Raw genomic sequence first — 26,367 nt, 5'->3', positions numbered from 1 at the left:
CACAGAAGGAAAAAACTTGAGCAAGTTCCATAAATTGTAAAAATAATTGCTTGTCCGAAGCGAACCCTCTCAGGCGCTCCCGCGCCAGCTCCCCCGAAGGGGGAGCCAAGGTCTGTGGCTCGTTGCTAAAGTATTAAGTGTAATGGGAAAGTTTCCGGCAGTGCTCTTGGCTCTCCCTTTGGGAGAGCTGTCACCGCAGGTGACTGAGAGGGCGAGCCCGCTCCCCCGCAGCGCCGCCGCTTCCGCAGGAAGCAAGCGCTGTAAATGCCGTTTTCCTCCACGACCCCTCCCCATGAAAAGGGAATCCCGGAGCGTCCACAGACGCTCCGGGATTCCGAAATCACAAATAATTTTTCCGCTTTACGCCTTTTTCGGCTTCAGCCAGCCGTCCACGGCGGCTACCAGCGCCTTGCCCCGGCGTCCCAGCAGGCGGGGCAGCAGCACCCGCGCCATCGCCCATACGCCCGCAAAGTTGTACAGGATGACCGCCAGCGTGATCAGTCCCGTCCACAGTCCGTACAGCGGCGGCTCTGCCAGCAGCACAAAGGCTTCAAACACCAGCACGGCGGCGTTTGCCAGCACCCGCGCAGGGTGGACGTGCATCCCGATCATGCGGCGGGCGTCCACCGCGCGCAGGGTGAACACCAGCGCAAGGCCAAGGAAGGACGCATAGGTCGCGCCCACAGGCCCCCACAGCTTGATGAAGAAGTAGTTCATGATGCAGTTGCTGATAGCACCCGCCATCATGGTGACCATGCTGCGCTGCGACTTTTTGGTCACCACATAGACGCTGTTCATAAACTGGTTAAAGCAGCTGCAGGTGGAAGCCAGCACAAGGAAGGGCACAAAATGCCATGCGTAATAATAGTTGGACTTCATGACGTGCATCACCGGGCGGCACAGCCAGATAATGCCCGCTGCGCAGCAGAACAGCACGCTGGAATAGGTGCGGAAGATCTGGGTAAAGAACCGCGCACGCCCTTCCTCCTCGGTGACGGCGGAAAGCTGCCACGCATCGTAGAAGATCAGACCCAGCGTGGTCAGGATGGTGGGCAGGAAGTAGCCGGTGGAAAGCAGGCCGCTCCATGCGTTGCCGGTGCGCCCGTCCAGCCCTTCGCACATTTCGCGCACAAAGAACAGGTCGGAGGCGTTGATGATCCAGAAGCTGATCTGCGCCGGGATCATGGGCAGCGAGAAGTTGAGCATCTGCCGCCACAGCTTTTTGTTGACGCCCTTCAGCTCCACATAGTTCCACAGCCTGCCGGTGAACAGCAAAAACAGCACGCTGGTCAGGTCACCGCTGATAATGGCCAGCAGGTAGCCGTTGGCGCCCCACTTGAAGCCCACCAGATACAGCACATAGAACGCCATGGTCGCCACGGTGCACAGCACGCCGTCCACTGCCACAAGCTTATTCCACTGGCGGCTGCGCACGAACTGGGTGCACAGGGTGCGCAGGCAGCTCATGAGCACATAAAGGTAGATCAGCAGGCCGTACTGCGCCATATCCGGCAAAAACTGGGTAATGGGCCAGCACAGCACCAGAATGCCAAAGCCGCCCAGAATGGTCAGCAGACCGTTGGTGAACACCTGTTTTTCGCTGTTGCCCTTGTCCAGACCAAAGCGGATGATGGCGTTGGACATGCCCATGGACACAAAGGGGATGAGCAGATTGGCATACTGGCTCAGGATCTTGGACAGACCCAGATCCGAGATCTCCGCCATGGCGTAGGTCAGAAAGGGCTGTACGATCAGGGTGAGCAGCTTGGATGAAAAGCTGGAGATTGCAAAGATCAGGGTATTGCCGGCCAGTTTGGAATATTTATCGCCGGTCTTTTTTTCGTTTTCCAAGGGAATTTCCCTCCGTTTTTACGATAGATTATCTTTTCAGCAGCTCCCGCCGGGCCTTCCAGTCCGGCAGCAGCTTTTCCACCTCTGCCCAGAAGGCTGGGCTGTGATTCAACTGCAAAAAGTGGCAGTACTCGTGTACTACCACATAGATCTGCGCCGCAGGGGGCTGGTTATACAGCTGCAAGGCAAAGGTGATCTGCCGCTTGCCCGGGCAGCACACGCCCCAGCAGCTGGTCATGCTGCGCACTTTCAGGATGGGCTTCTGCCCGCCCAGCACCCCGGCAAAGGCCGGGTAGACCTTATCACTCATGGCGGTAAAGTGCGCCAGCGCCGTGGCTTTATCCGGCAGGTCGGCGTTATCCTTGTTGAGCTTCGTGATGTTCTTCACCCGGGTATCCCGGATCCACTGGGCGTTTTGCAGCACAAAACGGTCAGCCTGCTCCAGACTGGCCGTCAGGGGGATGCTTACCATCACGGTGCCGTTGCTGCGCACCCGCAGATGCAGCTGCTTTACCTTTTTGCGCACCAGCTCGTACTGGATGCCCTCCACGCTGCGCAGCTGGGCGCACGGCTTTGCCGGCATCTCAGGCCTTGCTCCGCATCAGGCGGCCAAGGGGCAGCTGCGCCAGCACCACGGCGGCAAACAGCAGCACGCAGCCGGTAGATTCCCGGAAGGAAAGGTTCTGGTGCAGCAGCAGCCAGCCGCCCAAAGCGCTGAACACGCTTTCCAGACACATGATCAGGCTTGCCACGGCGGGGTTCAGGTCCCGCTGCCCCAGAATCTGCAGGGTGTAGGCCACGCCGCTGGACATCACGCCGCAGTACAGGATGGGCCCGGCAAAGGCGACGAACTCTGCCATGGCAGGCTGCTCGAACAAAAACGCCGCCACGGTGCTTTCCACCGACACCACAAAAAACTCCACAAGGCTCAGGCGCACACCGTCCATCTGCGGGGAGAAATGATCCACCGCCATGATCTGGAAGCTGAACAGCACCGCGCACAAAAGCAGCAGCCAGTCGCTGCTCTGGATGCTGCCAAAGCCGTCCTTCATGCACAGCAGGTACAGCCCCACCACGGCAATGGCCATGCTCACCCACAGCTGTGCGCTGCCCTTGCGCCCCAGAAACAGGCCGAACACCGGCACCAGCACCACATACATAGCGGTCAGAAAGCCCGCCTTTGCGGTGGAGGGGTCCAGCGTGATGCCCAGCTGCTGCGCCGCGCTGGCCAAAAACAGCAGCGTGCCGCACACAAGCCCGGCTTTCAGCAGCAGCTTGCGCTCTGCCGTCGTCTTAGGCTTGCCGTCCGGCCTGCCCTGCCGGTGGTGCAAAGCGTCAAACGCTTTGACCGTTGGGATCAGCACCAGAACCGCCATCCAGCTGCGCCCCGCCAGAAAGGAGAACGCGCCCATGCCGGAGCCGGCGCTCTGTGCCACAAAGGCTGTGCCCCAGATCAGGGCGCACAGCATCAGCAGCATTGAATTTTTCGTCTGGTTCGTCATCCGGCAATGCCCTCCACCTTCATCAGGCCGTACAGGTAATACCGGCTGGAATCATAGGAGATGGTCACGCGGTACTGCGCCGCCGGGTCCAGCCCGGAAATGGTGCAGCGGTAGTCGGTGCCATCGGTCTTGACGTAGTAGGTGCTGTCCGGCACATACGCTGCGCCGCCGTCCACCTTTTTCCACAGTGCCACCTTGAACTTCTGGGTGCCCTCGGCGGTGCCGCAGGCCATGATGTTCACACTGCCGCCCGGCACGGTAAAGTAGCCGGTGTTGCGGCTCCAGATGCCATTGAATACCGCATACAGGCAGCCGTCTGCGGTGGCGGTGGCATACTTTGCCGAGGCATCCGCAATGCCCTGAATGATCAGCGGGTCGGTGGTGGATTCCGCCCAGCGGGTGGTGTCCTCCTCCTGCACTTCCTCGGAGTGGCCTGTTATCTTCTGCGCCACCTTTTTCAGGGTATCCTTGCAGCCGGTCAAGCTGCACACCATAACCGCCGCCAGCAGCAGTGCCAAAAGCTGTTTTTTCATCTTCATAGCTTTCCTCATAGAAACAAAGAAACTTTTCTTTTTCGTGCGTCTCTGCCAACGGGCAGATACAGGGTAAGTATACCGCATTTTGCCGCTCTGCACAAGATACCTATCTTTATTTTGTGCGGTTTGCCGCCTGTTTCTGCACAAATTTTTACCCATTCAGCGCCCGCAGCGCCGCACACTCGGCCTCGGCCAGCGCGGGAGCCTCCGGCCCGAACAGACTGCCGTAGCGGTACAGTGCCCAGCCGCCCGCCATCTGCTGCCGCAAGTCCTTTACCTGTGCCGCCAGCGCACTGCCGGTGCTCCAGCCGGATACGCTGTCCGGGTTCGCGCCGCCGTCCCCGGTGCCCACCCGGTACGCGCCCAGCCCGAAATACAGTGCCACATCCCCCGCCCGGGGGTAGGCAAGCCACGCCGGGACGATGTTTTCAAAGGCAAAGCGGGTGCTGCCGGAGTGCAGGGTAAAGCCGTAGCCCCAGTACACCTGCGGGCAGAGGTAGTCAATGACCTTTTCCTCCCCGCCCGCCGCCAGCCACGCGGTCACATCGCTGTATTGCTGGTCAAGGTCGTTATCCGGGTTGCCCTGTGGGCTGATGCCAAACCGCAGGGTAGGGTCTGCCGCCTTCACGGTGCGGTACACTTGTGCCACCAGCGCGGTAACGTTCTGCCGCCGCCACGCGGCAAGGTCGGCTGCGCCGCTTGCCGCAAACTGCACCGCGTCCACAGCGGCATCGGTGGTGGGGTAAAAGTAATCGTCGAAGTGGATGCCGTCCACCGGGTAGTTCTGCAAAAGCTCTGCCACCCCCTGCACCACATAGTCTGCGGCGGCGGGCACGGCGGGGTTCAGGTACAGCCCCTCCCCGGCGGTGCACAGCCAGTCCGGGTGGGTATTTGCCAGATTATTCTCTGCCAGATTCGGCGGCATCGCCGCCGAGGAGCGCAGGCGGTAGGGGTTGACCCACGCTTCCACCCCGATGCCCCGGCGGTGCGCCTCGGTCAGAAAGACATCCAGCGGGTCAAAGCCGGGGTCTTTGCCCTGCACCCCGGTGCACAGATGGCTCCACGGGAACAAACTGCTGCGGTACAGCGCATCCCCAAAGGGACGCACCTGCGCCAGCACGGTGTTCAGTCCCAGCCCGGCGCAATTGTCCAGCAGCTGCGCCGCTCCGGCGCGGAAGGTGTCCTCGGTGGAAAAATCCAGCAGCGCCCAGTCCAGATAGCTCACCCACACCGCCCGCCACTCCCCGGCGGGCAGGGCGGGGTTGGGTGCCGGGGGCGTATCCTGCCCGGAGGCAGCGGTGTGGTCTGCATCGCTTTTCTGCCGCAGATACCACCCCGCCACAGCACAGGCTGCTGCGCCCGCCCCGGCCAGAAAGGCTCTGCGGCCAAAACGGCGTTTTGCCTTGGCTTTAGACGTCCTGCGGCGCTGGGTCACAGGGTCTCCTCCTGCGTTTTATAGAGGGTAAGCCCCGCCCAGCCCCGGGCGCAGGTCAGCAGCACGAACATGATATTCGTCCAGAAGGCAAGGCCGCTCATGCCCGCGTACTTGGTCAGCATCCAGAACACCAGCCGCAGCACCTCGGCGGCGCTCACCAGCTGCAGCTGCCGCTGGATGGGTCTGCCGCGCTCATACTCCGTTGCCAGCAAAGCAGGCCACACCAGCGCCGAGCAGATATCCCCCGCCCAGCCGCTGGCACCCAGCTTGCTGAGCATCAGCACCACGAACACGCCGGTGTAGTTGCGCTTTTCCTTGGCCGGTGCGCCCTTTTGCGCCGCCAGAAACAGCACCGCGATGCCGGTAAGGCAGAATACGATCATTTCCAGCCCGGAAAAATCCATCCCGCCCAGCATGGCAAAGCCGCCCAGCATGGACACCGCCGCTGCCGCCAGCAAAAAGAAATACCATGTCTTTCGTGTAAATTTAAGCTTCATGAAGCCCCTCCCCCGGGCGTTTGCGCCCGGCTTGCAGAAAAATTTAAAAAGAATTGTAAATATTATAGCACAAACCCCTGCAGGTTGTGTTACAATAAGGAAAACTCTTTTGGGGAGGGTCTTTCCATGAACGCTGTCGTTTCCGTCTGTCTTTTAGCCTGTGCGCTGGGCATCATCGTGTACCTGCTCTCCCGGCGGGAGACAAACCGCCGCAGCCAGTACGGCCCCGCCGGCCTGTCCGAGTTCCGCACCGGCCTTGCACTGGACGAGTGCTTTGACCGTCTGGACACCCGCAGCGACTCAGACCTCTTTGCCTACGAGTGCCGCCGGGAGAATGACGGCAGCTTCATGCTGCACCTGACGCTGCACCAGCCCAGCCAGCAGCCGCTGGACACCTTGTACACCCTGCGGCTGGACCCCGGCCGCCAGACCGTGGTGACTTTGATCTTTATCCGGGAGGCCTTTGGCTACAAGGAGCCGCTGTTCCCGCCCGCCATGCTGGACGAATTTATGCTGCAAAAGCTGGATGCCCACCGCACCAAATGATTTTTGCGGAAAATGCTTTCCTTTTTGCGCGGTTTTTGTTATACTAGTGCGTGTTGCAGCAATGCAGCACCACATACGGGCCAGTAGCTCAGCTGGTCAGAGCTGGCGGCTCATAACCGCTTGGTCGCGGGTTCAAGTCCTGCCTGGCCCATACAGAAAAAAGACACCCTTTCGGGTGTCTTTTTTGTATTTCAGGCTTCTTTATTCCCCATCCTCTGCGGGCAGCTGGTTCCACAGGCGGTAGTAGATGCCCTGCTTTTCCAGCAGCTGGGCGTGGGTCCCCTCTTCCACGATGCCCTCCTCGCCCAGCACAAGGATGCGGTCATAGTCCTTGATGGTGGTCAGGCGGTGGGCGATGGTCAGGGTGGTGCGGCCATGAGCCAGCTTTTCAAGGCTCTGTCCCACAAGGATCTCGCTCTCGTTGTCCAGTGCGCTGGTGGCTTCGTCCAAAATCAGGATGGGCGGGTTCTTCAGGAATACCCGGGCAATGGCGATGCGCTGCTTCTGTCCGCCGGACAGCTTGACGCCGCGCTCGCCCACATAGGTGTCGTAGCCGTCCTTCAGCGCAAGGATGAACTTTTCCGCGCCCGCCAGACGGGCGGCGGCTTCGATCTCCTGCCGGGTGGCGCCGGGCTTGCCATAGGCGATGTTCTGCGCCACCGTGCCGCTGAACAGATACACGTCCTGCTGCACGATGCCGATATCCTGCCGCAGGCTCTTCAGGGTAACGCGGCGGATGTCCTGCCCGTCAATGAGGATGCGGCCGCTGGTCACCTCATAAAAGCGGGGGATCAGGTTGCACAGGGTAGTTTTGCCGCCGCCGGAGGCACCCACCAGCGCCAGACGCTCCCCCGCGCGGATGTCCAGACTGACGTCGTGCAGCACCTTGTTGTGGTCGTCCGGGTACTCAAAGCACACCTTCTCGAACCGGATCTCGCCGGGGCCGGGCTGCAATGGCACTGCGTCTGGGGCGTCCTTGATGGCAACCGGGGTGTCCATGATCTCGGCAAAGCGCTCGATGCCTGTCATGCCGCGCTGGAACTGCTCGGCAAACTCCACGATGCGCCGGATGGTGGCGATAAGGGTGGTGACGTAGAGCATATAGGCCACCAGATCACCGGCAGTAATTTTACCGTACACCAGCGACAGGCCGCCCGCCAGAATGACCACCAGATACATCAACCCGTCAAACAGGCGGGTGGAGGTGTTGAAGGCGCCCATGGCGTAGTAGCCAAGGGTCTTGATCTGTTCAAAGGCGCGGTTGCCCTTGGCAAACTTTTCCCGCTCCTCGTCCTCGGCGGCAAAGGCCTTGACCACGCCCTGTCCCAGCAGACTGTCCTCGATGGTGGAGTTCAACTCGCCGATCTGGACGCGCTGCTGGCGGAAGCGTGCCCGCAGACGTCCGTTCAGGTACACCGACACCACGCCCATCAGCGGCACACAGGCAAACACTGCCAAGGTCAGCGGGATGCTTGCGCGGCACAAAATGACAAAGGACGCCACGATCTTGATGCCCGCGATGAAAAACTCCTCCGGGCAGTGGTGGGCGAACTCGGTCACATCGAACAGGTCGTTGGTGATGCGCCCCATGATGGTGCCCACCTTGGTGTTGTTGTAGTAGGTGTGATCCAGCTGCAAAAGATGGTCAAAGGCATCCCGGCGCATATCCGTTTCGATATGCACGCCCATGATGTGGCCGATGCTGGACATATAGTAGCTGGCCGCGCCGTCGATGATGCGCAGCACAAAGTAGAGCGCCGCCAGCTTCAGCACGATGCCCGCCGTCAGGGTGATGCCCACCCCCATGGCAGAGTTGGTGATGATGCTCATGATCTTGGGCAGCACGATATCGCACAGGGTGGTCAGTGCTGCGCAGAACAGGTCAAGGCACAGCACCATCTTATAGTTTGCCAGATACGGCAGAAAACGCCGGATCAGCGCACCGCTGCTTGCGTGATGCGCCCCGGGGTCGTTGGTTTTGGTTTTCGGCATGATTCCTCCGTTTTTATCGTTGCTTTTTACTGTAATCCCGCTCACCGTAGATGGCGGTACCGATGCGCACAAGGGTAGCGCCCTCCCGGATGGCGTTTTCAAAATCACCGCTCATGCCCATGGAAAGGGTCTGCATCTCCACATTGCGGTAGCCCCGCTCCCCTGCCCGGACGAACAGCTGATACACCTGCGCCAGATACCGGCGGTTCTGGGCATCGTCATCGTTTACGGGCGGGATCGCCATCAGACCTTTCACCCGGATATGCTCCTGTGCGGCGGCGGTGTCCAGCAGCGGCCAGAGCAGCTCCGGCGCGGCACCGGTCTTGCTCTCCTCCCCGCCGATGTTCACCTCCAGCAGGATATCCTGCACGATACCGGCCTTGGCGGCTTCCTTCTCGATGGCCAGCAGCAGATGCTCGCTATCCACGCTCTGGATCAGGCTTGCCCGCCCCAGCACCTTTTTGATCTTGTTGGTCTGCAAGTGGCCGATAAAATGGCTGGGCTTGCCGCAGTAGGCACCGGCATCGTAGTTTGCGCACAGCTCCTGTACATGGTTCTCGCCGAACACATCAATGGGCAGGGCGGCACTGGCTGCAATGGTCTGCGCCGTGCGGGTCTTGCAGGCGGCGCACAGCTGCACCGCTGCCGGGTCGCGCCCGGCTTCCCGGGCGGCGGCTGCCATCTTTTCCCGGATCTCGGCAACGGCCTGCCGCATCTCTTCCAATGTTTTTTCTGCCATCTCGCTCAATCCTCCTCGGTATAGCGGGCGCGCTCGCCGCCGATCAGCTTCGGGCGGGTGTAGGCGCACAGAATGTTTGCTTCGCCAATTTTATTAAGGCTCAGCCGCACCGGCACTGCCACCCGCTTCAGATGCATCCCGATCAGGGTGCCGCCGATATCCATGCCCGCGTTGGCGCGGATCTCCTCCACCGCCACCGGGTCTTTGAAGTTTTTCCAGCAGGTAGTGGCCCAGCTGCCGCCCGCATGGGGACGGGGCACAACGCACACTTCCTCCCAGCCGTATTTTTCTGCGGCTTCCCGCTCAAGGATAAGGGCGCGGTTCAGGTGCTCACAGCACTGCGCTGCCAGCCAGATGCCTTTTTCTTCCAGCACCGGCGCAGCGCCCGCGTACAGCGCCCGGGCGGCTTCCAAGCTGGAATCCTTGCCGATGTGACCGCCCACCATCTCACTGGAAGAGCAGCCCACCACGAGCACATCTCCCTTTTTCAGCTTTGCCGCAGCCACCAGCTCGGTCATTGCCTGCCGCGCTTCGGTCTCGATCTGTTTTGCAAATGCTTCGGTCATACAAAAACACCTCGCTTATCGGTTTGCAGCCAGCAGGCTGTTTGCCCCTGCCGCACCGAAATATACTTTACTTTCCACCGGACACACCGCCGCGCAGCTGTCCTGTGCAAGGCCGGTAAAGGTCTGCTCCCAAGCCCCGGTGGCAAGGTTTACCGCTTCGGCGCAAGGAGCGTCTGCCGTGCGCCGGAACAGCCGCTCCTGCGTATTCTGCCCCGCCCGCAGGGCGATGCCCCGCAGCAGGGTGCTGTCCGCGTTCTTTTCCAGCCAGCCGCTGTGCGCCCAGCGGTAGCTGATGTACAGCGTGCCGTCCGTGTCCGCAGCCAATGCACCCGGGTAGCCCGGCAGACCGGCAAAGGCGGCGGTGCAGCCCCGTCCCCCGGCGGTCAGCTCCCGGGCAGCGGCATCCACCGCCCAGATGCAGCGGCTGCCAAGGTCGGAGACATACAGGGTGCTGCCGTCCGGGCTGAGCGCCAGACCGGCAGCGCCTGCCACCCCGCCCAGCACCTTTTCCACCGTGCGGGCGGCGGGGTCGTACACATACACGCAGCCGGTGGCGGTGTGCGCCAGCAGCTCAGTGCGCAGGGCGCTTTCCAGCCCGTTCTCCGCGCCTGCCGCCGCAGCCACTGCAAAGTACACCTTGCCCGCCGGGCTTACCTCCACGGCAGATACTGCCCCCAGCGGCGCACCGTCCAGCTGGGTGACCACCTGCTCCACCGCTGCGCCCCAGCTGTCGTGCTTGGCGCGGCACAAAGTTCCCCCGGCGGTGGTCAGCTGGGTCAGCCACACATCCCCGGCGGCGTCAAAGGCAAAGCCGGTCAGTTCCCCCTCCACGCTCAGGATGGCGGCAGCGTGCCCGCCATCGGTGCGCACAAGGTCGGTGGTGCGCTTTTTCAGGGCGGCACCGTTCCACGCAGCGGCATACAACAGACCGTCCTTTGCGCGGATGCAGTCCACGCCCTGATACTCCCCCAGCTCCAGCCGGGTCTTGCGGTCGGTGGAGACTGCTGTCTGCATTGTGCCCGTCTCCTGCCGGAGGTCGGGGGCTTTATAGGTCTGCGGCGGGGTGTCGATGGGACGGAAGCCCAGCGCATACACCAGCACCAGCAGAATGCCCACCCCGAACACCGTGCTGGCGGTGCGGAACCGCTTGAGCATGGCGTCCCGCTCGATGGCCATCTGGGCGGCATACTCTGCCCGGCGGCGCGCCGCCATGGCATTGGCGCGGTTGGCGCGGCGCATCCACCGGTCCACGAACAAAGCCACCCGCGGCCCCACCGTGAGGGACGCAATGGCCAGTATGAGCAAAAATTCGATCAGTCCGATTCGCATAAGCGCTTATCCTTATCTCTGAAAAACCTTGCGGACAGCGCACTGTCCTTTATCGCTAAAGTATAGCATTCCTGCGCAAAAAGGGCAAGCGGGACACACAGTTTGTTCCCGTTTCCCGTCTGCCTTTCCCGGGTACTGACAAATAGCACAGACCATCCAGCAGCATTTTGTGTTTTTCGCCCAAATTCCACCGCAGATAATTGACATTCTTCCGCACAGTTTTATAATATGTGTATATTCCATGAAGTGCAGCCTTCTCTTCTTGCGGAGTGTCTGCTGTATCAAAAAGGAGGAATGTACCCTACACGCTGTCCTGCAAGCAGGAACCATTGTTTTTTTGTAAGGAGGAATAGAACTTGAAAAAACGATTTATGGCATGGCTGTTAACGCTCGCCATGCTGCTCACTGTATTTTCGCCGCTGTCGGCGATGGCTTTTTCTAATAGCGGAGAATACACCCTTCCCGTTGATTCCTATATCACATATGGTATTCACGGTTATAGTGGACATACTGGTGCCGATTTCAAAGCTTCTATTGGTACCACAGTTGTTGCTTCCAAAGCGGGTACTGTTGTTACCGCACTTGATCGGGGCTGTCGAGGTTCTCACCGCCCCGGAAACAACTACGGCTGCTCCCTTGGAACCAACTGCCCCGCCTATAAGGCAAAACCCGGTAGTTACGGCAGCTACGCAAACTACATTGTGATCGATCACGGAAACGGTGTCAAAACCTATTACTGTCACCTCAAAACCGGCAGTTTTAAAGTTTCTGTTGGTGATCATGTAGAACAGGGAACGATTCTCGCAGAATCCGGTGTCGCTGGCAATACTACCGGCCCTCATCTTCATTTTGAAGTTCGTGATGGCGGCACCATCGTAGACCCGGAGGATTATCTGACCAACACCTATGTAGAGGGTGGCTCCAACAACCTCCCCAATCTGTGCGTGGACGTGGTGCAGGGCTGGCAGAATCACATTTATGTAAAGGGCTGGGCTTTTGACCCGGACTCCCCCAATGCAAAGGTGGCGGTGCACGTCTATATCAACAACGAGTGTCATGAGGTCATCGCCGACAAGTACCACGATCAGGGTCTGGACGATACATTTCACTGCGGCACCGATCACGGCTTTGCATTGGACATCCCGACCGATCAGACCGGTGAAGTCAATGTATCGTTCTATGCCATTGACGAGCAGGACGCCAACCAGCACAGCGAACCGTCTGACAGCTACTCTTCTTATAAGAACCCCACCAAGGTAACGATTACTTCGGATAAGACCGGTCCCACCATTACCAACGCCAAGGTCACGAATGTGGATTCCACCGGCTACACTGTCACCTGCACCGTAACCGATGCCAGCGGCGTGAACCGCGTGCAGTTCCCCACATGGACCGAAAAGAACGGTCAGGACGACCTGCTGTCCAACTGGGAAGTTAGCTCCAAGGCCAGCGGCACCCGCAACGGCAACACCTTTACCTTCCGGGTGAAAACTTCCGATCACAACAATGAATCCGGCGTATACCACACCCATATTTACGCCTACGATAACTCCTATCGCGGCAATTGTGCTGGCGCTGTAACCCTCACCGCCACCGTGCCGGTCCCCACTGTTGCAGTTACCGGCGTCAGACTGAATAAAACCAGCCTGAGTTTTACCGGCACCGGCTCTTCCCAGACCCTGACTGCTACGGTCTCGCCCAGCAACGCCACCAACAATACCCTTACTTGGAGTTCCAGCAACACCTCCGTTGCCACCGTTTCCAATGGCGTGGTCAAGGCAGTCGGTTTTGGTACTGCCACCATCACCGCCAAGAGCAACAACGGCAAGACCGCCAGCTGCACCGTGACCGTGAACCCCATCCAGCCCACCGGCATCAAGGCCACACCGGAAACTTCCACCCTGTATGGCCTGAACGGCACGGTCAAGCTTTCTGCTAATGTGATGCCCAGCAACGCCACCAATAAGGCCGTCACATGGAGTTCCCGCAACACCAGCGTCGCCACGGTCTCCTCGGACGGCACTGTCAAGGCTGTTGGCTACGGCACTGCCGTTATCACTGCAAAGACCGTGAACGGCCTTACCTCCAACTGCACCGTGACCGTGAACCCCATTGCAGTTACCGGCGTCAGCCTGAATAAAACCAGCCTGAGCTTTACCGGCACCGGTTCTTCCCAGACCCTGACTGCTACGGTCTCGCCCAGCAATGCTACCAACAAGACCCTTACCTGGAGTTCCAGCAACACCTCCGTTGCCACCGTTTCCAACGGCGTGGTCAAGGCGGTCGGTTTTGGTACCGCTACCATCACTGCCAAGAGCAACAACGGCAAGACCGCCAGCTGCTCCGTGACCGTGAACCCCATCCAGCCCACCGGCATCAAGGCCACACCGGAAACTTCCACCCTGTATGGCCTGAACGGCACGGTCAAGCTTTCTGCAAACGTGATGCCCAGCAACGCCACCAATAAGGCCGTCACATGGAGTTCCCGCAACACCAGCGTCGCCACGGTCTCTTCGGACGGCACTGTCAAGGCCGTTGGCTATGGCACTGCCGTTATCACCGCAACGACCGTGAACGGCCTTACCTCCAACTGCACGATCAATGTAAAGAAGGAGGAGGTCACCTCCCTTACCATCGCCACCAAGCCCACCAAGACCAACTACTATGTGGGCGATACCCTGAACACTGCCGGTCTGACTTTGAAGGCCGCCTATAACAACGGCACTACCCAGACCATCACCAGCGGCTTTACCTGCACGCCTACTGCATTGAGCACTGCCGGTGCGCAGACCGTTACCGTCAACTACGGCGGTAAGACTGCCACCTTCGCCGTGAATGTGCAGGACGTCACGCTGTCCGGCATTGCAATTGCTTCCAACCCCAGCAAGACCAGTTACTATGTGGGTGACACGCTGGATACCACCGGCCTGAAGCTGACTGCCACTTACAACAACGGCACCACTCAGACCATCACCAGCGGCTTTACCTGCACGCCTACTGCATTGAGCACTGCCGGTGCGCAGACTGTTACCGTCAACTACGGCGGTAAGACTGCCACCTTCACCGTGAATGTGCAGGACGTCACGCTGTCCGGCATTGCAATTGCTTCCAACCCCACCAAGACCAGCTACTTTGTGGGTGACACGCTGGATACCACCGGCCTGAAGCTGACTGCCACTTATAGCAACGGCACCACCCAGACCATCACCGGCGGCTTTACCTGCACGCCTACTGCATTGAGCACTGCCGGTGTGCAGACTGTTACCGTCAACTACGGCGGTAAGACTGCTACCTTCACCGTGAGCGTAGAACTTCCCGTCCTGCCTTTCGTCACGCTGACCTTTGACCCCACAGACGGCATTCTTGATCTGGCCGACACGCCGGAAAAGACCGTTTATCCCGGCGAGGCTTACGGCCGTCTGCCGGAGCCCACCGCAGACGGCATGGTGTTCCTTGGCTGGTACACCGAATCCGGCAAGCGGATCACCTCTCTTACCACCTGTGACCTCACCGGCGATGCCACCGTCTCTGCACGCTGGGCACTGGCTTCGGCTGAGGGCTGGAGTTTTGACGAGGCCACCGGCACCCTGACGCTGGACGGCTCCGGTGCCATGAAGGAATACACCTCGGCTGCCGAGGCACCTTGGTACAGCTACCGCGATTCCATTGCGCATCTGGTGGTCAAGAGCGGCGTCACCTCCCTGAGCAGCTACGCTTTTGTCGGCTTCCAGAATCTGGCAGATATCACCCTGCCCGACACCCTGCAGACCATTGGCACGATGGCCTTCTATGGCTGCGACAATCTGAACAATGTTACCATCCCGGCCTCTGTCCGCACCATCGGCTCCTATGCCTTTGCAGATGCCCTGAGCCTGTCCCGCATCACCTTTGCCGGCGATGCTCCCGAGTTCGGCACCGGCGTGTTTACCTTCCGTAAGCTGACGGCCTACTATCCCGTTTACGCCTCCGGCTGGGAGACCGTTGTGGACGGCCGTTACGATTTCGGCGGCAGCATCACCTGGGTGCGCAGCAGTGAAAGTCTGGCTGCCGAGGAGTCTGTGCTTCTCTCCGCAGCCGAGCCTGACGATGTTCTGGCTCTGGATTGGACCCTGTAAGCGGCCACTGCAACGAAAAGGAGTAATGTACCATGAAAAACAATAAATTTCTGCTCTGCATCGTGACAGTGCTGTTTGCCGCCTCCCTGCTGCTGACCGGCTGCTCCGATGGCCCGTCCAGTTCGTCCGGCTCTTCCAGCACTTCCGGTTCTTCCAGTTCCGGCAGCACCTCCGGCTCCTCCAGCGAGAGCACCGGCTCTTCCTCTGGCAGTGAGACCCCGGAACCCGGCAAGGTCACGTTGACCTACGAGGTCTCCGGCGGCACGGCCACCGTGACCGGCGTCCGCGGCAATCCTACCGGCACTGTGACCATCCCGGAAAAGACCCCGGATGGCGTCACCGTTACCCGCATCAACAGCTATGCCTTCTACAACAGCGATCTCACCGGCGTTGTCCTTCCCGACACCCTCACCTATATCGGTGACTACGCCTTTGCAGGCAGTGCGCTCAAGCAGCTCGTTCTGCCAAACAGCCTGAAGATCGTAGGCAAGGCCGCTTTCTCTGCCTGCCGTTCCATGACCACTGTGGTGCTGAACGGCGACCCTGAATATCAGGGCTCTGCGTCCACCGGTGTTTTTTCCGGCTGTGACCAGCTGCAGACCGTTACCATCGCCAACGGCCTTACCCAGCTGGGTGACGGGATGTTTGCCCACTGCACAAAGCTTTCTGCCGTGGTGCTGCCGGACACCCTGACCCGGATCGGTGAATCCGCCTTCTTCAGCTGCCACGCTCTGAAGCGCATCACCCTGCCCGACGCACTGACCATTCTCGACAAGAATGCCTTTGCGGACTGCAAGGCACTGCAAAGCATCCGCATCCCTGCAAAGGTGAAGTCTCTTTCCGCCAATACCTTTGTCAGGTGCCGCGCCCTGACCTCCGTCACCCTGCCCGATACCATGACCTCCATCGGCGATGGTGCATTCAGCGGCTGTATCGCACTGGAAGGGCTGGAGCTGCCGGGCAATCTGCAGCTGCTGGGTGCATCTGCCTTTGAAGGCTGCACCCACCTGAAGCAGATCGTTCTCCCGGAGGGCATCGGCACATTGGCTGAAAGCGTATTTCAGGATTGCTCTCAGCTGCAAAAGGTGTATCTGCCCCGGAACCTTTCCAAGGTATGCAACGGCGCATTCCGCTTCTCGCAGCCGCTCACCGTTTACTGGTCCGGCAGCGCAAACGACTGGACACGCGCAGGCATCTCCATCAGCCAGTATGGCAACGATGCCCTTGTAAAGGCCAGCTTCATTTATAATGCCACTCCGAATGCCCTGAAGTGACCCCTTCCCGAAATCTTCTATAATCCCTGATAAAAAGACCAGAGCGCTCAGCCAAACGGCTTGTGCAGCTCTGGTCTTTTTGCTTTGTCGCTATCCACCATTCTTGTGCGGCAGCTCCGGTTTTCAGGATCTCTTTTTCAGCATTCCCTCGACCCGGCTGCGCAAAGGACAGTACCATGTATAGTAGCGCTTCTTCAGCAGCCGCTGCAAAACGCGGCTGACCGTGCTGGGCTTCGGCTTCCAGCTCTCGGCAAAGCGGTGGATGGAGTAGGTATTGGGTGTTACCCGGAGCTTCCGGGTGTAAATATCCATCGGGCAGAAATACTCTGCCGGAAAGATCTCCATTTCCGCGATGCTCTGCCTTGTGCCGTCTTTGCGCACGCCCAGCGTCTGCAATACCTTTGTATTCCGCTCCGGGCAGGGCGTCAGGTCCGCGCTGCCGTCTGGCTTTATAAAATCCAGTGCATCGTAATCCCGCAGCAGCGCCTGCACCACCGGGTTGCCCTTGCATGCCCCGAGCCCCAGCCCGGTGGCTACCTCGTTGTTGTTCTGAAAGCCCATAAAACCGGGCAGTTCCAACAGCTCGTCCAGCGGGCGCACCAGCTCCACGTCCGTGTCCAGATAGACGCCGCCGTACTCGTACAGCACCGCCAGCCGCGCATAGTCCGATACAAAGGCATATCTCTTTGCCGCATACGCCTGCTGTGCATAGCGGTTTTGGCTGATCTCAAAGTTCTGCTCGTTCCACTCGATGATCTTGTAATCCGGGCAGTATTTCTTCCAGCTTTCCATACATTTCCGGTTCTCCGGGCTGATAGTCCCGCCGCCGAACCAGCAGTAATGGATGATCTTGGGAATGCTCATGGACGCTTCTCCTTTTTTCTGCAAATGCCCCGTTTGTTACGACCTTATTTTACAAAAGGGTCATTTTCTTGTCAAGTTTCCCCGGCGTATTTTGCAGCGCCTTTCCGTAAAAAGATTGCCGCCCCGCCGCCCGGTGTGGTATACTGGGTGCAGACGGTTTTGTTTTTCCAAACCATTCACTTAAAATTCACAGCTTTTTCCAATTCTTGCATTAAAATAGAGTTGTATACTGAGATATGATAGGAGGAGTCCTGTTTTATGGCAAAGATCCTGATCGTTGACGATGAGCCCCGCATCCGGGAGCTGATCCACGAGCATCTGCAATATTCCGGTTACGTCTGCGAGGAAGCCGGGGACGGCTCTGCGGCGCTGGCACAGCTGTCCGGCGGCGGGTTTGATCTGGTGATCCTGGACCTGATGATGCCCTTTATGGACGGCATGACCTGCCTGCGGGAGATGCGCGCCCGCCACATCAATACCCCGGTCATCATCCTGACCGCCCGGGGCGAAGAGTACGACAAACTGGCCGGGCTGGAAAGCGGCGCAGACGACTATGTGGTAAAGCCCTTCTCCCCCCGGGAACTGGTGGCGCGGGTGCGCGCGGTGCTGAACCGCACCATGCCACGCCCCACCGAGGCCGCCGATACCATGACTTTTGGCGAATTGACCATCGACACCGCCAGCCATACCGTGCGGGTGTCCGGCGAGGAAGTGGCCCTGACCCCCAAGGAGTTTGACCTGCTGGTATTTCTGGCCTCCAACAAGGGCATTGCCCTGAGCCGGGAAAAGATCCTGCAGAAGGTGTGGAACTACGACTACTTTGGCGAGGACCGCACCGTGGACACCCATGTAAAGATGCTGCGCGGCCATCTAGGTAAATGCCGCAGCTACATTGCTACGGTATGGGGCATCGGCTATAAGTTCGACCCCGATGCCGCCCGTTGACTGAAGGAGCGTGCGGTTCATGCGGCAAACCACCAAAGCACGGCATACCCTTGGCATCCGCGGGCAGCTGATGTGGTTTTTGTGCTTCATCTGCCTGTTTCTGCTGGGGCTGTTCTGGCTGCTGTCCACCCAGCTGCTGGAGCCTTTGTACACCAAACACATCGAGACCCAGCTCACCAATCAGGCCGACAGCATCGTAGCGCGGCTGGACGACGCCATTGCCGAGGGCAAGGTGCTGTCCAGCTGGTCTTTTGGGCAGCTTGCGGTCAACAGTGATTTTTTTGATAAGCTCACGCTGGAACTGTACACCAAAGGCTCTTTGAACAGTTTCTGCGTGGATATCTCGGACACCACCCTGCACACCATTTATAAGATCGAGAACCAGTCCTTCTGCAACCTGCACGGCACCTATCTTTCGGACTCTGCCAACAACGATAAGATCATTGCCACTGCCCTTGCCATGCGGCGCAAGTGCCGCAGTGTGGGCAGCTTTGTGCAGACGCTCAACCCGCCCCGGCTCTCCGGCTCGGCGCAGCTATTGGTAGGGCGCATTACCGCCGACGGCAGCTATACCGTGCTGGTGACCACCAGCCTTGTGCACGTTACCGAGGCCGGAAAGGTGCTCAGCACCCTGCTGCCGCTGGCAGCAGCGCTCATCTTCGGCTTTGCCATGTCGGCGGCGTGGTTGTTCAGCGAGTGGTTCACAAAGCCGCTGCGCCAGCTTTCCAGCGCGGCGCGGCAGATGGCGCTGGGCAACTACGCCGTACAGGTGGACAACCGCCGCAACGATGAGCTTGGCAACCTTGCCCGGGACTTTAACCACATGGCCGAGGAGGTGCAGCACGCGGTGCAGATGCAGCGCGACCTGCTGGCCAACGTCTCCCACGACCTGCGCACCCCGCTGACCCTCATCAAGGGCTATGCCGAGACAGTGCGTGACCTGACCGGCGACGACAAAGCCCACCGGGACGAGCAGATGAATATCATCGTGGACGAGGCCGACCGCCTGACCGCGCTGGTGTCCAGCGTGATGGAGCTGAGCAAGGTGACCAGCGGCACCTACAAGTGCGAGCGGGTGCACTTTGACATGGGGCAGCTGTGCGATGAAGTAAGCGAGCGCTACGACGCCGTCTGCGCCCAGAACGGCTGGCAATTGCAGCTGGAACTGCCGGAAGAAGAACTGCCGGTCTATGCCGACCCGGATATGATGCAGCGTGCGCTGCACAACCTGCTGGGCAACGCCATGCACCACATCGGCAAGGACGGAATCTTTATCCTGCGCGCCTTCCGCTGCTCTGAGGGCGTGCGGGTAGAGGTGGAGGACCACGGCCCGGGCATTGCCGCCGCCGACCTGCCCTATATCTTTGACCGGTACTACCGTTCCCGCTCGGACGCAGGCAAGCAGGGCACCGGTCTGGGGCTTTCCATCACCAAGGCCATCTTCCAGCAGCACAGCTTCCGCTTCGGCGTGCAAAGCACCGTAGGCAAGGGCACCACCTTCTGGTTCGTCATGAGCGACCTGCCCTATGTGGACGATTTTGAGGGCAAGTGAGCACCCCCTGTGATACAGAAAAAGCACCGGCAGTTTTCCTGATTTTCCAATCGGGAAACTGCCGGTGCTTTTATTATGTTCCGCTCTCTGCCGTATGGTAGATGCCAAAGGTGTTGTCCGGGGCGGGCATCTCCACCCGGGAGGCGCGGTCGTTCACCGCCCACATCATCGCGCCCATGGCACCCAGCACCACCAGAATGATGAGCCACTTTACTGCATTGGGTAATTTTTTCATCCTGTTATCCTTTCCGTAGTCTCCATGCGGCACTTCTGCCGGGCAGTGCGCAGCAGCACAGCGGCTTCGGCAGCCGAAAGCGCCTGCACCCAGCCGGGGCGCTCCCCTGCACCCGCGCCGGTGCTGCCTGCTTCGGCAAAGCCGGCCAGCGCCGTGTCGGTGCGGTCGTTCCAGCCGGCAAAGCCTTCCGGTGCAATGTGCGCCCCAAGGCGGCAGTCCAGCACCGCCGTTTTGCCGGTAGGCCGCCACGGTCTGCCCAGATACACGCTGCCCGCCGGGCAGTCCGAGACAAAATCGCAGTCCCAGAACACAAAGCCCAGCCCATCCGCCGCACCGGAGGGCGCGGTGACCCAGCTGTGCGCAAGGCCGTTGTCCACCGTGCGCAGGGTGCAGTGCTCAAACAGGGCGTCCGCCCCGCCAAAGATAAAATCAATGTCCCCGGCGATCTCGCAGGCGTGGTAATACTGCGCGCTTGCCCGGCGGGGTGCCAGCCCGCGCGGGCCCAGAAAGCCGTCCTTCTCCCGCTCTTTCTCCGGCAGAGGGGCGCAGAACAGGGTATCCTGATTGCCCAGCAGCCGCACCCGGCTGAACGCCGCCCGGGCGCTGTCCACATAGGCCGCGATGGCCTGCCCGACCTTCGCGCCGGGGCCTGCGTCGTTCTCGATGGTCATATCCTCCACCCGCAGCTTTTCGCCGCTGAAAAAGGTGGTGTAGCTGCGGAAGGTGTGGGTGGGCCGTCCGTCCGGGTGCGGCAGCTTGCCGCCGTCATTCCATACCAGCCGGGTGGCATCCATGCCCGCGCCCGCAAGGGTGATATCCTTTTTCTCACAAACCAGCTTTTCCCGGTAAATACCCGGCGCGATGCGGATGACCGCAGGGCAGTCGTAGGGCACCGCCAGCACCGCCTCGGAAATGGTGGTAAACTGTCCGCTGCCGTCGGGTGCAACGTTGATGGTAAGCATAAGCCGCCTCCTGTGCCCGGCACTGCCGGGCTGAAAAATATGCTTCCAGTATACCCCTCCTTCCCGCAAATTGCAACGGAAACTCTGCCGCCGTCACCCGCTCTTTTCCAGCCGGAGCACGGCGGCGGTGATATCGTCCGGGCGGCCGGTCTTTTGTGCGCGGATGCGGGCGGTCTGTACCAGCGTTTCGGCCAGCTTTTCCGGCGCATCTCCCGCCGCCGCCGAAAGCTCCACCTGCTTTGCCACCCAGCCCGCGCCGTCCACCAGTAAACCGTCCGATACCAGCACCGCGTAGTCCCCGGCGGTCAGGTGCACCACCCGGCTCTGTCCGTTCACCCCGCCCAGCACCCCCATGGGCAGGGTGGCCTCGCCCACGGCCCGCACCCGCCCGCCGTGCACCAGAAACCCCGGAGCAGCCCCGGCCTTGAACAGCCGCGCCGTGCCTGTGTATAAGTCCACGCTGATGAGGTCCAGCGTTGCGCCGCTCTCGTCCTCACTTTTCAGGGCCAGCGCCACGTTCACCAGCCGCGCCGCCAGCTCGGCGGTAAAGCCCGCCTTGAGCAGCCGGGCGGTCAGCTCTGCCGCCAGATTGCCGTCCACCGCCGCCGGGCGTCCGGTGCCCATGCCGTCACATAGGATCATCTGCGCCGCCGTGGGGCTGCAAAACTGCTGCACCGCATCGCCGGAAACCTCGCCCCGGGCGGCTGCGCTTGCCGCCCCGAACACCGCCCGCAGCGCCGGTCTTTCGCTGAACATCAGGGTGGTCATGCCCTTGCAGGAAAGCACCTGCGGCACCTCCAGCGTGCGGCGGCAGATATGCCCCACCTCTCCCGCCAGCGCTGCCAGCTCCTGCGGGGTGAACCGGGTGCGCGGCAGGGTAACGGCGGCATGGGTGCGGCCAAGGTCGTCCAGCGTGACGGCGCACTCCTGCGGCGGCGCACCCAGCCCGGTGAAAAATTCTGCCACCCGGCTGGATTTATAGGGCTCCGGGTCGCCGGGGCGTCCCAGCTGCTCGCTGAGCACCCCCAGCGCCTCGGCTACGGCGCTGTACTGCTCGGTCAGGGCGGTGCGCATGGCCTCGGAATGGATGCGCGCTTCCTTGCGGCTGCGGTACAGCGCAAAGCTGCGCCCCGCTGCCGCGCACAGCGCCGCCGGGTGGATGCAGCGGGACAATTGCCCGGGCAACTGCGCCGCTTCCACGCTGCCATTCTGTTCCAGCAGCGGGCGCAGCGCTTCCATGCCCGCCATGGTGGCAGTATATTCCTGCTTCCAGCAGGTCTCCCGCCGCCCGCAGTTAAAACAAAGAGTATCATGTACATTGTCTATGACCCAGCGGAAACCCTCCCGCCGCCGGGGCAGACCCTCGTAGACCGCGTTCACTGTCTCCGCCAGCGAGGAAAGGCTCTGCGCCACGGCTTCCAGCCGGGTGGACGCCGCCGCACTGCGGGCGGGCGCGGGGGCGTTCTCCCCGCTTTGTGAGGGTTCCGCTACCGGAACAAGCCAGCCGCCGGGCAGCAGACAGACCACCGCCATGCCGCCGCAGGCGCTGAACAGCAGCCCGAAGGCGTTTCCGGGCGGCTGCACGCAGAGCACCCCGGATACGCAGCCGCCCGCGTAGGCGGCAAGCGTCTCCACCCGCCGTCCGGGTGCCAGCACCGCTGCCGCTGCCGTGGCACAGCCAAGCCCCGCTGCCGCCGGGGCAAGGGCAGGGTCTGCCGCGCAAAGGGCTGCCCCCAGTACCGCGCTGCCGCTCAGGGCGGCAAGCCTCTGTGCCCGGCAGCAGAGTGCCAGCTCTGCGGCGGCACACGCCAGCACCCCGGGCGAGAACCACCCCCACCGCACACTGCCCAGCGCCGCCGCCACGGCTGCGCCCACCAGCAGCGTGCCCATGCCCGGGCGCTCCGGGGCAAATTTGCGCAGCCCGAAGCCGATGCCCGCCGCAAGCAGGGCGTCTGCCGCACTGTACAGCAAAAGGTCTGCCCCGCCGCTGCTGCCCAGCGCAAAGCACAGTGCCATGCCGGTCAATGTACCGCAGCCCGCCAGCGCGGCGGGTACAAACCTTTGCGGCAGCAGCCAGCGGGCTGCCACGGCTGCGCCCAGCGCACACAGCTGACACAGACTGCGCAGCGAGAGCGCCCCCAGCCCGTGGAGCAGCAGCCCCAGCGCCGCTCCTGCCGCACAGGGCGCAAAGCAGTCCTCTGCCAGCCCAAGGGTCAGCCCCAGTCCAAAGGGCATCAGCGCCCCGTACAGCACCGCCCAGCCGCCGGCAAAGCCGATGCCCACCGCCGCCAGCCGCCGCGCCGCCGGGCGCAGCATCGCCCGTGCCGCCAAAGGCGAAGGCTGCAGGCACCGCCCGTCCGAAGATAAAACACCCATCCGCTCTGTCATAAAAATCCCCCGCTTTCCGGCGGGGAGTTTGTTCTGTTCCCCGCACTGTCTGCATATACTGTAACGCGGGGCAGCGGCGCTTTTTGGCGCGGTGCATAGAACCGCCCCAAAGACGCCCAAAGACGCAAAAAAGCCCTGCGGCCGTCATTTTGCCGCAGGGCTTTGGGGGTATTTTCAACTGTTCAGCAGAAATAGCGGATCTCGCCAAAAAAGGCTGTCCATTTTTCGATCACTTCACCGCTGCGTGCTTCAATAACTGCCATAATGTTGCGCAGCACCCGGGGCGGGATCTGAGAGTTATTATTGCACAGGTAGCAGCCGCCCGCCTTGGTGATCCAGATCTTGGTGGCGTTGCTGTTGGGTGCTCCCTGTGCAACGTGCACATGGATCGGCTCCAGCGGTTCGTTCTCATTGGCCCAGAAGTAGACCCAGTAGGAACCAACCTTAAAAACCTGCGGCATTTTCCACGCCTCCTTCTTGGGAGAACTGCAAGATCAGGTGCGCGGTGGACTCCACGATCTTCTGATACCGCGCGATCTCCTCCGGCGTGAAGCCGTGCACCTCCTGCCAGTCATAGCCCGGCAGCCAGCACACTGCTGAGTGGAAACAATCTTCTGCATCCGGTTTTTCAAGGTACACCTTCACCCGGCCATCGGGCTTCATCTCGGAATGCACGATTTCGGTATCATCGTCCAATGTCATAAACGGGTACATCATAGGTTCCACCTCCCAGATCACTGTACTTATATCACTCAGCCGTTCAGCTTTGCAATGGCATCCTGCACGCGCTGCAGGGTCTTTTCGCGGCCCATCATGCAGGCAAGGTCGGTGCCGCCGCCGGGGGTGCGCTGCTTGCCGGAAAGGGCAATGCCCAGCGGGTAGAGCAGCCAGCCGTTCTTTTTGCCCAGCTCCTCAGCCTTCGCCTTGCAGGCATCGAACACGGCATCGCGGTCTGCAAAATCCAGTGCCTCGTCGCTCAGCACCGGCAGCAGGGCTTCCAGTGCTTCTTTTGCAGTCTCCGGGGTGGTCTTTTGCTTTTTGTTGGCGTACAGGCTCACGTCGTACTCCGGCATGGCGTCAAAGAAATCCAGCTGCTCGGGGATCTCGCCCAGCACCTCGCACCGGGGCTGCAGGTTTGCGCACAGCAGCTTTTTGTCAATGGCGCTGTGCACGGCGCTGTCGATCCACGGTTCGGCCTTTTTCTGGAACTCCTCGGGGCTCAGGCGGCGGATATACTCCGCATTGATGGCGCGCAGCTTGAGGGGGTCGAAGATGGCGGGGGACTTGGAGATGCCCTCCGGCGACCAGATCTTGACCAGCTCCGGCAGGGAGAAGATCTCCTGCTCGGCGTACTCGCCGCGGGGGCTCCAGCCCAGCAGGCAGATATAGTTCAGCACCGCCTCGGTCAGGTAGCCCTTTGCCACCAGATCCTGATAGCTTGCATCGCCGTTGCGCTTGGACAGCTTATTCTGGGCGTCCTTCATCACCGGCGGGCAGTGGATATAGGTGGGGATGTCCCAGCCAAAGGCCTGATACAGCAGGTTATACTTGGGGGTGGAGGACAGATACTCGCTGCCGCGGATGACGTGGGTAATGCCCATCAGGTGGTCGTCCACAACGTTGGCAAAGTTGTAGGTGGGCATCCCATCGGTCTTGATGAGGATCTGGTCGTCCATCTCGCTGTTGTTCACCTCAATGTGGCCGTACACCACATCGTCAAAGCCGGTCACGCCCTCGCGGGGGATCTTCTGGCGGATGACGTAGGGCTCGCCTGCTGCAAGGCGCTTTTCCACTTCCTCCTTGGGCAGCTCGCGGCAGCAGCCGTCATAGTGGGTCATTTCACCGGCAGCGCGCTGCTCGGCGTGCAGGGCCTCCAAGCGCTCCTCGGTGCAGAAGCAGTAATAGGCCTTGCCCTCTGCCACCAGCTGCTCGGCGTACTGCTTGAACATGCCCATGCGCTCGCTCTGCACATAGGGGCCCACGGGGCCGCCGATATCCGGGCCCTCGTCCCACAGAAGGCCGGTCTCCCGCAGGGTGTTGTAGATGACATCCACAGCGCCCTCCACATAGCGGCCCTGATCGGTATCCTCGATGCGCAGGATGAAGGCGCCATCCTCGTGCTTGGCCATCAGGTAGGTGTACAGGGCAGTACGCAGGTTGCCAACGTGCATATAACCCGTAGGCGAGGGTGCAAAACGGGTGCGGACTTTATTGCTCGGCATAGAAAAACGCTCCTTTATTCTCATGCAAAAAATTTGCGGATAGCTATGTTTTATTGTACTTATTCTGCGCAGTTTTGTCAATGCAGGATAATATCATGCACCCATGCAAAAAGGGGCTGCTGCATCAAATGCTGTGCAGCAGCCCCTTTTTATAATATTATTCTCCGTCCTTCGGGTCATCCAGATGCTCGCGCCGTTTGCGTGTCAATGCGGCGCACAGCTGCAGCAATGCAAAGCACAGGATGCCGGTAAAAACACCGGCAAAAACAGCACCGATCCAGTATCCATAGGAAAAACCGCAGATCAGCGTAACCGCCACCGCAGCCACCAGAGAATACACGGCATTGGCCGGGGCCTTATCCGAAAGGTGGCGATCCCACAGACCATTGCGCAGACACGCGACAACTATATAAATGCAGCCGATCATGAATACGACCCACTCTCCGGCGGCCTTGTCCGCAGCCCCGAACACCGTCTGCACGATCCACGCCGCCAAAAGGCTGCCCCACAGCAGCCAGAAGCCATTGCTTTCAATTTTGCGCAGGGTCTGCTCCTGCATCTCGTCCAACCGGTTTTTCTTGCTGTATAGTGAAAATTTCATAGTTCATTCCTCCCAGAACAGTTCATCCAGTGTCTTATCCAGAATTTTACAGATACTGCGGCAAAGGTTGATGGTGGGGTTGTACTCCCCTTTTTCAATGGCGTTGATAGTCTGGCGCGAAACCCCTGCCGCCTCGGCAAGCGCTCCTTGCGTCATATCCTTTTCTGCACGGGCGGCCTTTAATTTCAGGTTCTTCGGCATTGATATGCTCCTTTC

At 60.5% G+C, this 26,367-nt stretch carries 24 protein-coding genes and 1 tRNA gene; 6 read left to right on the top strand and 19 right to left on the bottom strand.

What is annotated here, in order from left to right:
- Positions 1-360: 360 nt before the first annotated feature.
- From MTP39_RS01705 to MTP39_RS01680, 6 genes are all read right to left on the bottom strand, one after another.
- Positions 361-1,851: a lipopolysaccharide biosynthesis protein gene (locus tag MTP39_RS01705; RefSeq protein WP_249241207.1), complete on the bottom strand. Its 1,491-nt coding sequence runs from the start codon at positions 1,849-1,851 to the stop codon at positions 361-363.
- A 28-nt stretch (positions 1,852-1,879) separates the two neighbouring features.
- Positions 1,880-2,434, bottom strand: a complete 555-nt coding sequence (locus tag MTP39_RS01700) for a M48 family metallopeptidase (protein ID WP_249241206.1) — start codon at positions 2,432-2,434, stop codon at positions 1,880-1,882.
- 1 nt (position 2,435) lies between these two features.
- Positions 2,436-3,353 carry a DMT family transporter gene (locus MTP39_RS01695; protein ID WP_249241205.1) on the bottom strand — a complete coding sequence of 306 codons (918 nt, stop codon included), beginning with the start codon at positions 3,351-3,353 and terminating at the stop codon, positions 2,436-2,438.
- On the bottom strand, positions 3,350-3,892 hold the full coding sequence (locus tag MTP39_RS01690) for a hypothetical protein (protein WP_249241204.1): 543 nt from the start codon (positions 3,890-3,892) through the stop codon (positions 3,350-3,352). The genes MTP39_RS01695 and MTP39_RS01690 overlap by 4 nt, the downstream gene beginning before the upstream one ends.
- Positions 3,893-4,040: 148 nt before the next feature.
- Positions 4,041-5,324, bottom strand: coding sequence for a glycoside hydrolase family 10 protein (locus tag MTP39_RS01685; RefSeq protein WP_249241203.1), 1,284 nt, complete (start codon positions 5,322-5,324; stop codon positions 4,041-4,043).
- Positions 5,321-5,821 carry a conjugal transfer protein TraD gene (locus MTP39_RS01680; RefSeq protein ID WP_249241202.1) on the bottom strand — a complete coding sequence of 167 codons (501 nt, stop codon included), beginning with the start codon at positions 5,819-5,821 and terminating at the stop codon, positions 5,321-5,323. The genes MTP39_RS01685 and MTP39_RS01680 overlap by 4 nt, the downstream gene beginning before the upstream one ends.
- Before the next feature lie 126 nt (positions 5,822-5,947).
- Between MTP39_RS01680 and MTP39_RS01675 the strand changes: the two genes are divergently transcribed.
- Both MTP39_RS01675 and MTP39_RS01670 read left to right on the top strand, forming a co-directional pair.
- Positions 5,948-6,367 (top strand): hypothetical protein, encoded by a 420-nt coding sequence (locus MTP39_RS01675; RefSeq protein ID WP_249241201.1) that lies wholly within the window; start codon positions 5,948-5,950, stop codon positions 6,365-6,367.
- 77 nt (positions 6,368-6,444) lie between these two features.
- Positions 6,445-6,518 (top strand) — tRNA-Ile (locus tag MTP39_RS01670).
- A gap of 50 nt (positions 6,519-6,568) precedes the next feature.
- On the opposite strand, the gene MTP39_RS01665 is transcribed toward MTP39_RS01670, so the two are convergent.
- Genes MTP39_RS01665 through MTP39_RS01650 form a run of 4 tightly spaced genes read right to left on the bottom strand, consistent with a single transcriptional unit; the run spans position 6,569 to position 10,993 of the window.
- Positions 6,569-8,359, bottom strand: coding sequence for an ABC transporter ATP-binding protein (locus MTP39_RS01665; RefSeq protein ID WP_249241200.1), 1,791 nt, complete (start codon positions 8,357-8,359; stop codon positions 6,569-6,571).
- A gap of 13 nt (positions 8,360-8,372) precedes the next feature.
- On the bottom strand, positions 8,373-9,098 hold the full coding sequence (locus tag MTP39_RS01660; RefSeq protein ID WP_249241199.1) for a YggS family pyridoxal phosphate-dependent enzyme: 726 nt from the start codon (positions 9,096-9,098) through the stop codon (positions 8,373-8,375).
- Positions 9,099-9,103: 5 nt separating this feature from the next.
- Positions 9,104-9,664, bottom strand: coding sequence for a TIGR01440 family protein (locus tag MTP39_RS01655; RefSeq protein ID WP_249241198.1), 561 nt, complete (start codon positions 9,662-9,664; stop codon positions 9,104-9,106).
- A gap of 15 nt (positions 9,665-9,679) precedes the next feature.
- The gene (locus MTP39_RS01650) at positions 9,680-10,993 is read right to left on the bottom strand and encodes an SMP-30/gluconolactonase/LRE family protein (protein WP_249241197.1); all 1,314 of its coding nucleotides are present in this window, start codon (positions 10,991-10,993) and stop codon (positions 9,680-9,682) included.
- A 356-nt stretch (positions 10,994-11,349) separates the two neighbouring features.
- Here MTP39_RS01650 and MTP39_RS01645 point away from each other — a divergent pair, with 356 nt between their 5' ends.
- Entirely contained in the window at positions 11,350-15,108 is a 3,759-nt protein-coding gene (locus MTP39_RS01645) for an Ig-like domain-containing protein (RefSeq protein ID WP_249241196.1), read from the top strand.
- Positions 15,109-15,140: 32 nt separating this feature from the next.
- Complete coding sequence (locus MTP39_RS01640) at positions 15,141-16,382, top strand: leucine-rich repeat domain-containing protein (RefSeq protein ID WP_249241195.1); 1,242 nt, start codon at positions 15,141-15,143, stop codon at positions 16,380-16,382.
- A gap of 123 nt (positions 16,383-16,505) precedes the next feature.
- On the opposite strand, the gene MTP39_RS01635 is transcribed toward MTP39_RS01640, so the two are convergent.
- Positions 16,506-17,270, bottom strand: a complete 765-nt coding sequence (locus MTP39_RS01635) for a glycosyltransferase family 32 protein (protein ID WP_256468831.1) — start codon at positions 17,268-17,270, stop codon at positions 16,506-16,508.
- A 234-nt stretch (positions 17,271-17,504) separates the two neighbouring features.
- Here MTP39_RS01635 and MTP39_RS01630 point away from each other — a divergent pair, with 234 nt between their 5' ends.
- Together MTP39_RS01630 and MTP39_RS01625 are read left to right on the top strand one after the other, a co-directional pair.
- Positions 17,505-18,191: a response regulator transcription factor gene (locus MTP39_RS01630; protein ID WP_097779093.1), complete on the top strand. Its 687-nt coding sequence runs from the start codon at positions 17,505-17,507 to the stop codon at positions 18,189-18,191.
- 19 nt (positions 18,192-18,210) lie between these two features.
- Positions 18,211-19,743: a sensor histidine kinase gene (locus MTP39_RS01625; protein ID WP_249241193.1), complete on the top strand. Its 1,533-nt coding sequence runs from the start codon at positions 18,211-18,213 to the stop codon at positions 19,741-19,743.
- A gap of 73 nt (positions 19,744-19,816) precedes the next feature.
- Here the strand turns inward: MTP39_RS01625 and MTP39_RS01620 are convergent, their stop codons facing one another.
- From MTP39_RS01620 to MTP39_RS01585, 8 genes are all read right to left on the bottom strand, one after another.
- A complete protein-coding gene (locus MTP39_RS01620) occupies positions 19,817-19,978 on the bottom strand; it encodes a hypothetical protein (protein ID WP_005921947.1) in 162 nt (53 codons plus the stop codon).
- A complete protein-coding gene (locus tag MTP39_RS01615; RefSeq protein WP_249241192.1) occupies positions 19,975-20,940 on the bottom strand; it encodes a pectinesterase family protein in 966 nt (321 codons plus the stop codon). Before MTP39_RS01615 ends, MTP39_RS01620 begins: the two co-directional genes overlap by 4 nt.
- 93 nt (positions 20,941-21,033) lie before the next feature.
- Complete coding sequence (locus tag MTP39_RS01610) at positions 21,034-23,328, bottom strand: serine/threonine-protein phosphatase (protein WP_249241191.1); 2,295 nt, start codon at positions 23,326-23,328, stop codon at positions 21,034-21,036.
- Positions 23,329-23,510: 182 nt separating this feature from the next.
- A complete protein-coding gene (locus MTP39_RS01605) occupies positions 23,511-23,789 on the bottom strand; it encodes a DUF4160 domain-containing protein (RefSeq protein ID WP_005921956.1) in 279 nt (92 codons plus the stop codon).
- Positions 23,773-24,045, bottom strand: a complete 273-nt coding sequence (locus MTP39_RS01600) for a hypothetical protein (protein WP_005921958.1) — start codon at positions 24,043-24,045, stop codon at positions 23,773-23,775. Before MTP39_RS01600 ends, MTP39_RS01605 begins: the two co-directional genes overlap by 17 nt.
- Before the next feature lie 35 nt (positions 24,046-24,080).
- A complete protein-coding gene (gltX, locus tag MTP39_RS01595) occupies positions 24,081-25,550 on the bottom strand; it encodes a glutamate--tRNA ligase (RefSeq protein WP_256468830.1) in 1,470 nt (489 codons plus the stop codon).
- Between the two features lie 157 nt (positions 25,551-25,707).
- Entirely contained in the window at positions 25,708-26,151 is a 444-nt protein-coding gene (locus MTP39_RS01590) for a DUF6773 family protein (RefSeq protein WP_249241190.1), read from the bottom strand.
- A gap of 3 nt (positions 26,152-26,154) precedes the next feature.
- A complete protein-coding gene (locus MTP39_RS01585; RefSeq protein ID WP_015537233.1) occupies positions 26,155-26,352 on the bottom strand; it encodes a helix-turn-helix transcriptional regulator in 198 nt (65 codons plus the stop codon).
- Positions 26,353-26,367 lie beyond the last annotated feature (15 nt).

Source organism: Faecalibacterium sp. I3-3-33, from assembly GCF_023347295.1.
GTDB lineage: Bacteria > Bacillota > Clostridia > Oscillospirales > Ruminococcaceae > Faecalibacterium.
This window is presented reverse-complemented; position numbering and strand designations above follow the sequence as displayed.

Bases quoted from the DNA above. Each gene is read 5' to 3' on its own strand.
- MTP39_RS01680 (WP_249241202.1), bottom strand. From the start codon at position 5,821: ATGAAGCTTAAATTTACACGAAAGACATGGTATTTCTTTTTGCTGGCG.
- MTP39_RS01700 (WP_249241206.1), bottom strand. From the start codon at position 2,434: ATGCCGGCAAAGCCGTGCGCCCAGCTGCGCAGCGTGGAGGGCATCCAG.
- MTP39_RS01655 (WP_249241198.1), bottom strand. From the start codon at position 9,664: ATGACCGAAGCATTTGCAAAACAGATCGAGACCGAAGCGCGGCAGGCA.
- MTP39_RS01695 (WP_249241205.1), bottom strand. From the start codon at position 3,353: ATGACGAACCAGACGAAAAATTCAATGCTGCTGATGCTGTGCGCCCTG.
- MTP39_RS01615 (WP_249241192.1), bottom strand. From the start codon at position 20,940: ATGCTTACCATCAACGTTGCACCCGACGGCAGCGGACAGTTTACCACC.
- MTP39_RS01690 (WP_249241204.1), bottom strand. From the start codon at position 3,892: ATGAAGATGAAAAAACAGCTTTTGGCACTGCTGCTGGCGGCGGTTATG.
- MTP39_RS01640 (WP_249241195.1), top strand. From the start codon at position 15,141: ATGAAAAACAATAAATTTCTGCTCTGCATCGTGACAGTGCTGTTTGCC.
- MTP39_RS01675 (WP_249241201.1), top strand. From the start codon at position 5,948: ATGAACGCTGTCGTTTCCGTCTGTCTTTTAGCCTGTGCGCTGGGCATC.
- MTP39_RS01585 (WP_015537233.1), bottom strand. From the start codon at position 26,352: ATGCCGAAGAACCTGAAATTAAAGGCCGCCCGTGCAGAAAAGGATATG.
- gltX (WP_256468830.1), bottom strand. From the start codon at position 25,550: ATGCCGAGCAATAAAGTCCGCACCCGTTTTGCACCCTCGCCTACGGGT.
- MTP39_RS01605 (WP_005921956.1), bottom strand. From the start codon at position 23,789: ATGCCGCAGGTTTTTAAGGTTGGTTCCTACTGGGTCTACTTCTGGGCC.
- MTP39_RS01590 (WP_249241190.1), bottom strand. From the start codon at position 26,151: ATGAAATTTTCACTATACAGCAAGAAAAACCGGTTGGACGAGATGCAG.
- MTP39_RS01600 (WP_005921958.1), bottom strand. From the start codon at position 24,045: ATGATGTACCCGTTTATGACATTGGACGATGATACCGAAATCGTGCAT.
- MTP39_RS01630 (WP_097779093.1), top strand. From the start codon at position 17,505: ATGGCAAAGATCCTGATCGTTGACGATGAGCCCCGCATCCGGGAGCTG.
- MTP39_RS01620 (WP_005921947.1), bottom strand. From the start codon at position 19,978: ATGAAAAAATTACCCAATGCAGTAAAGTGGCTCATCATTCTGGTGGTG.
- MTP39_RS01625 (WP_249241193.1), top strand. From the start codon at position 18,211: ATGCGGCAAACCACCAAAGCACGGCATACCCTTGGCATCCGCGGGCAG.
- MTP39_RS01660 (WP_249241199.1), bottom strand. From the start codon at position 9,098: ATGGCAGAAAAAACATTGGAAGAGATGCGGCAGGCCGTTGCCGAGATC.
- MTP39_RS01610 (WP_249241191.1), bottom strand. From the start codon at position 23,328: ATGACAGAGCGGATGGGTGTTTTATCTTCGGACGGGCGGTGCCTGCAG.
- MTP39_RS01665 (WP_249241200.1), bottom strand. From the start codon at position 8,359: ATGCCGAAAACCAAAACCAACGACCCCGGGGCGCATCACGCAAGCAGC.
- MTP39_RS01650 (WP_249241197.1), bottom strand. From the start codon at position 10,993: ATGCGAATCGGACTGATCGAATTTTTGCTCATACTGGCCATTGCGTCC.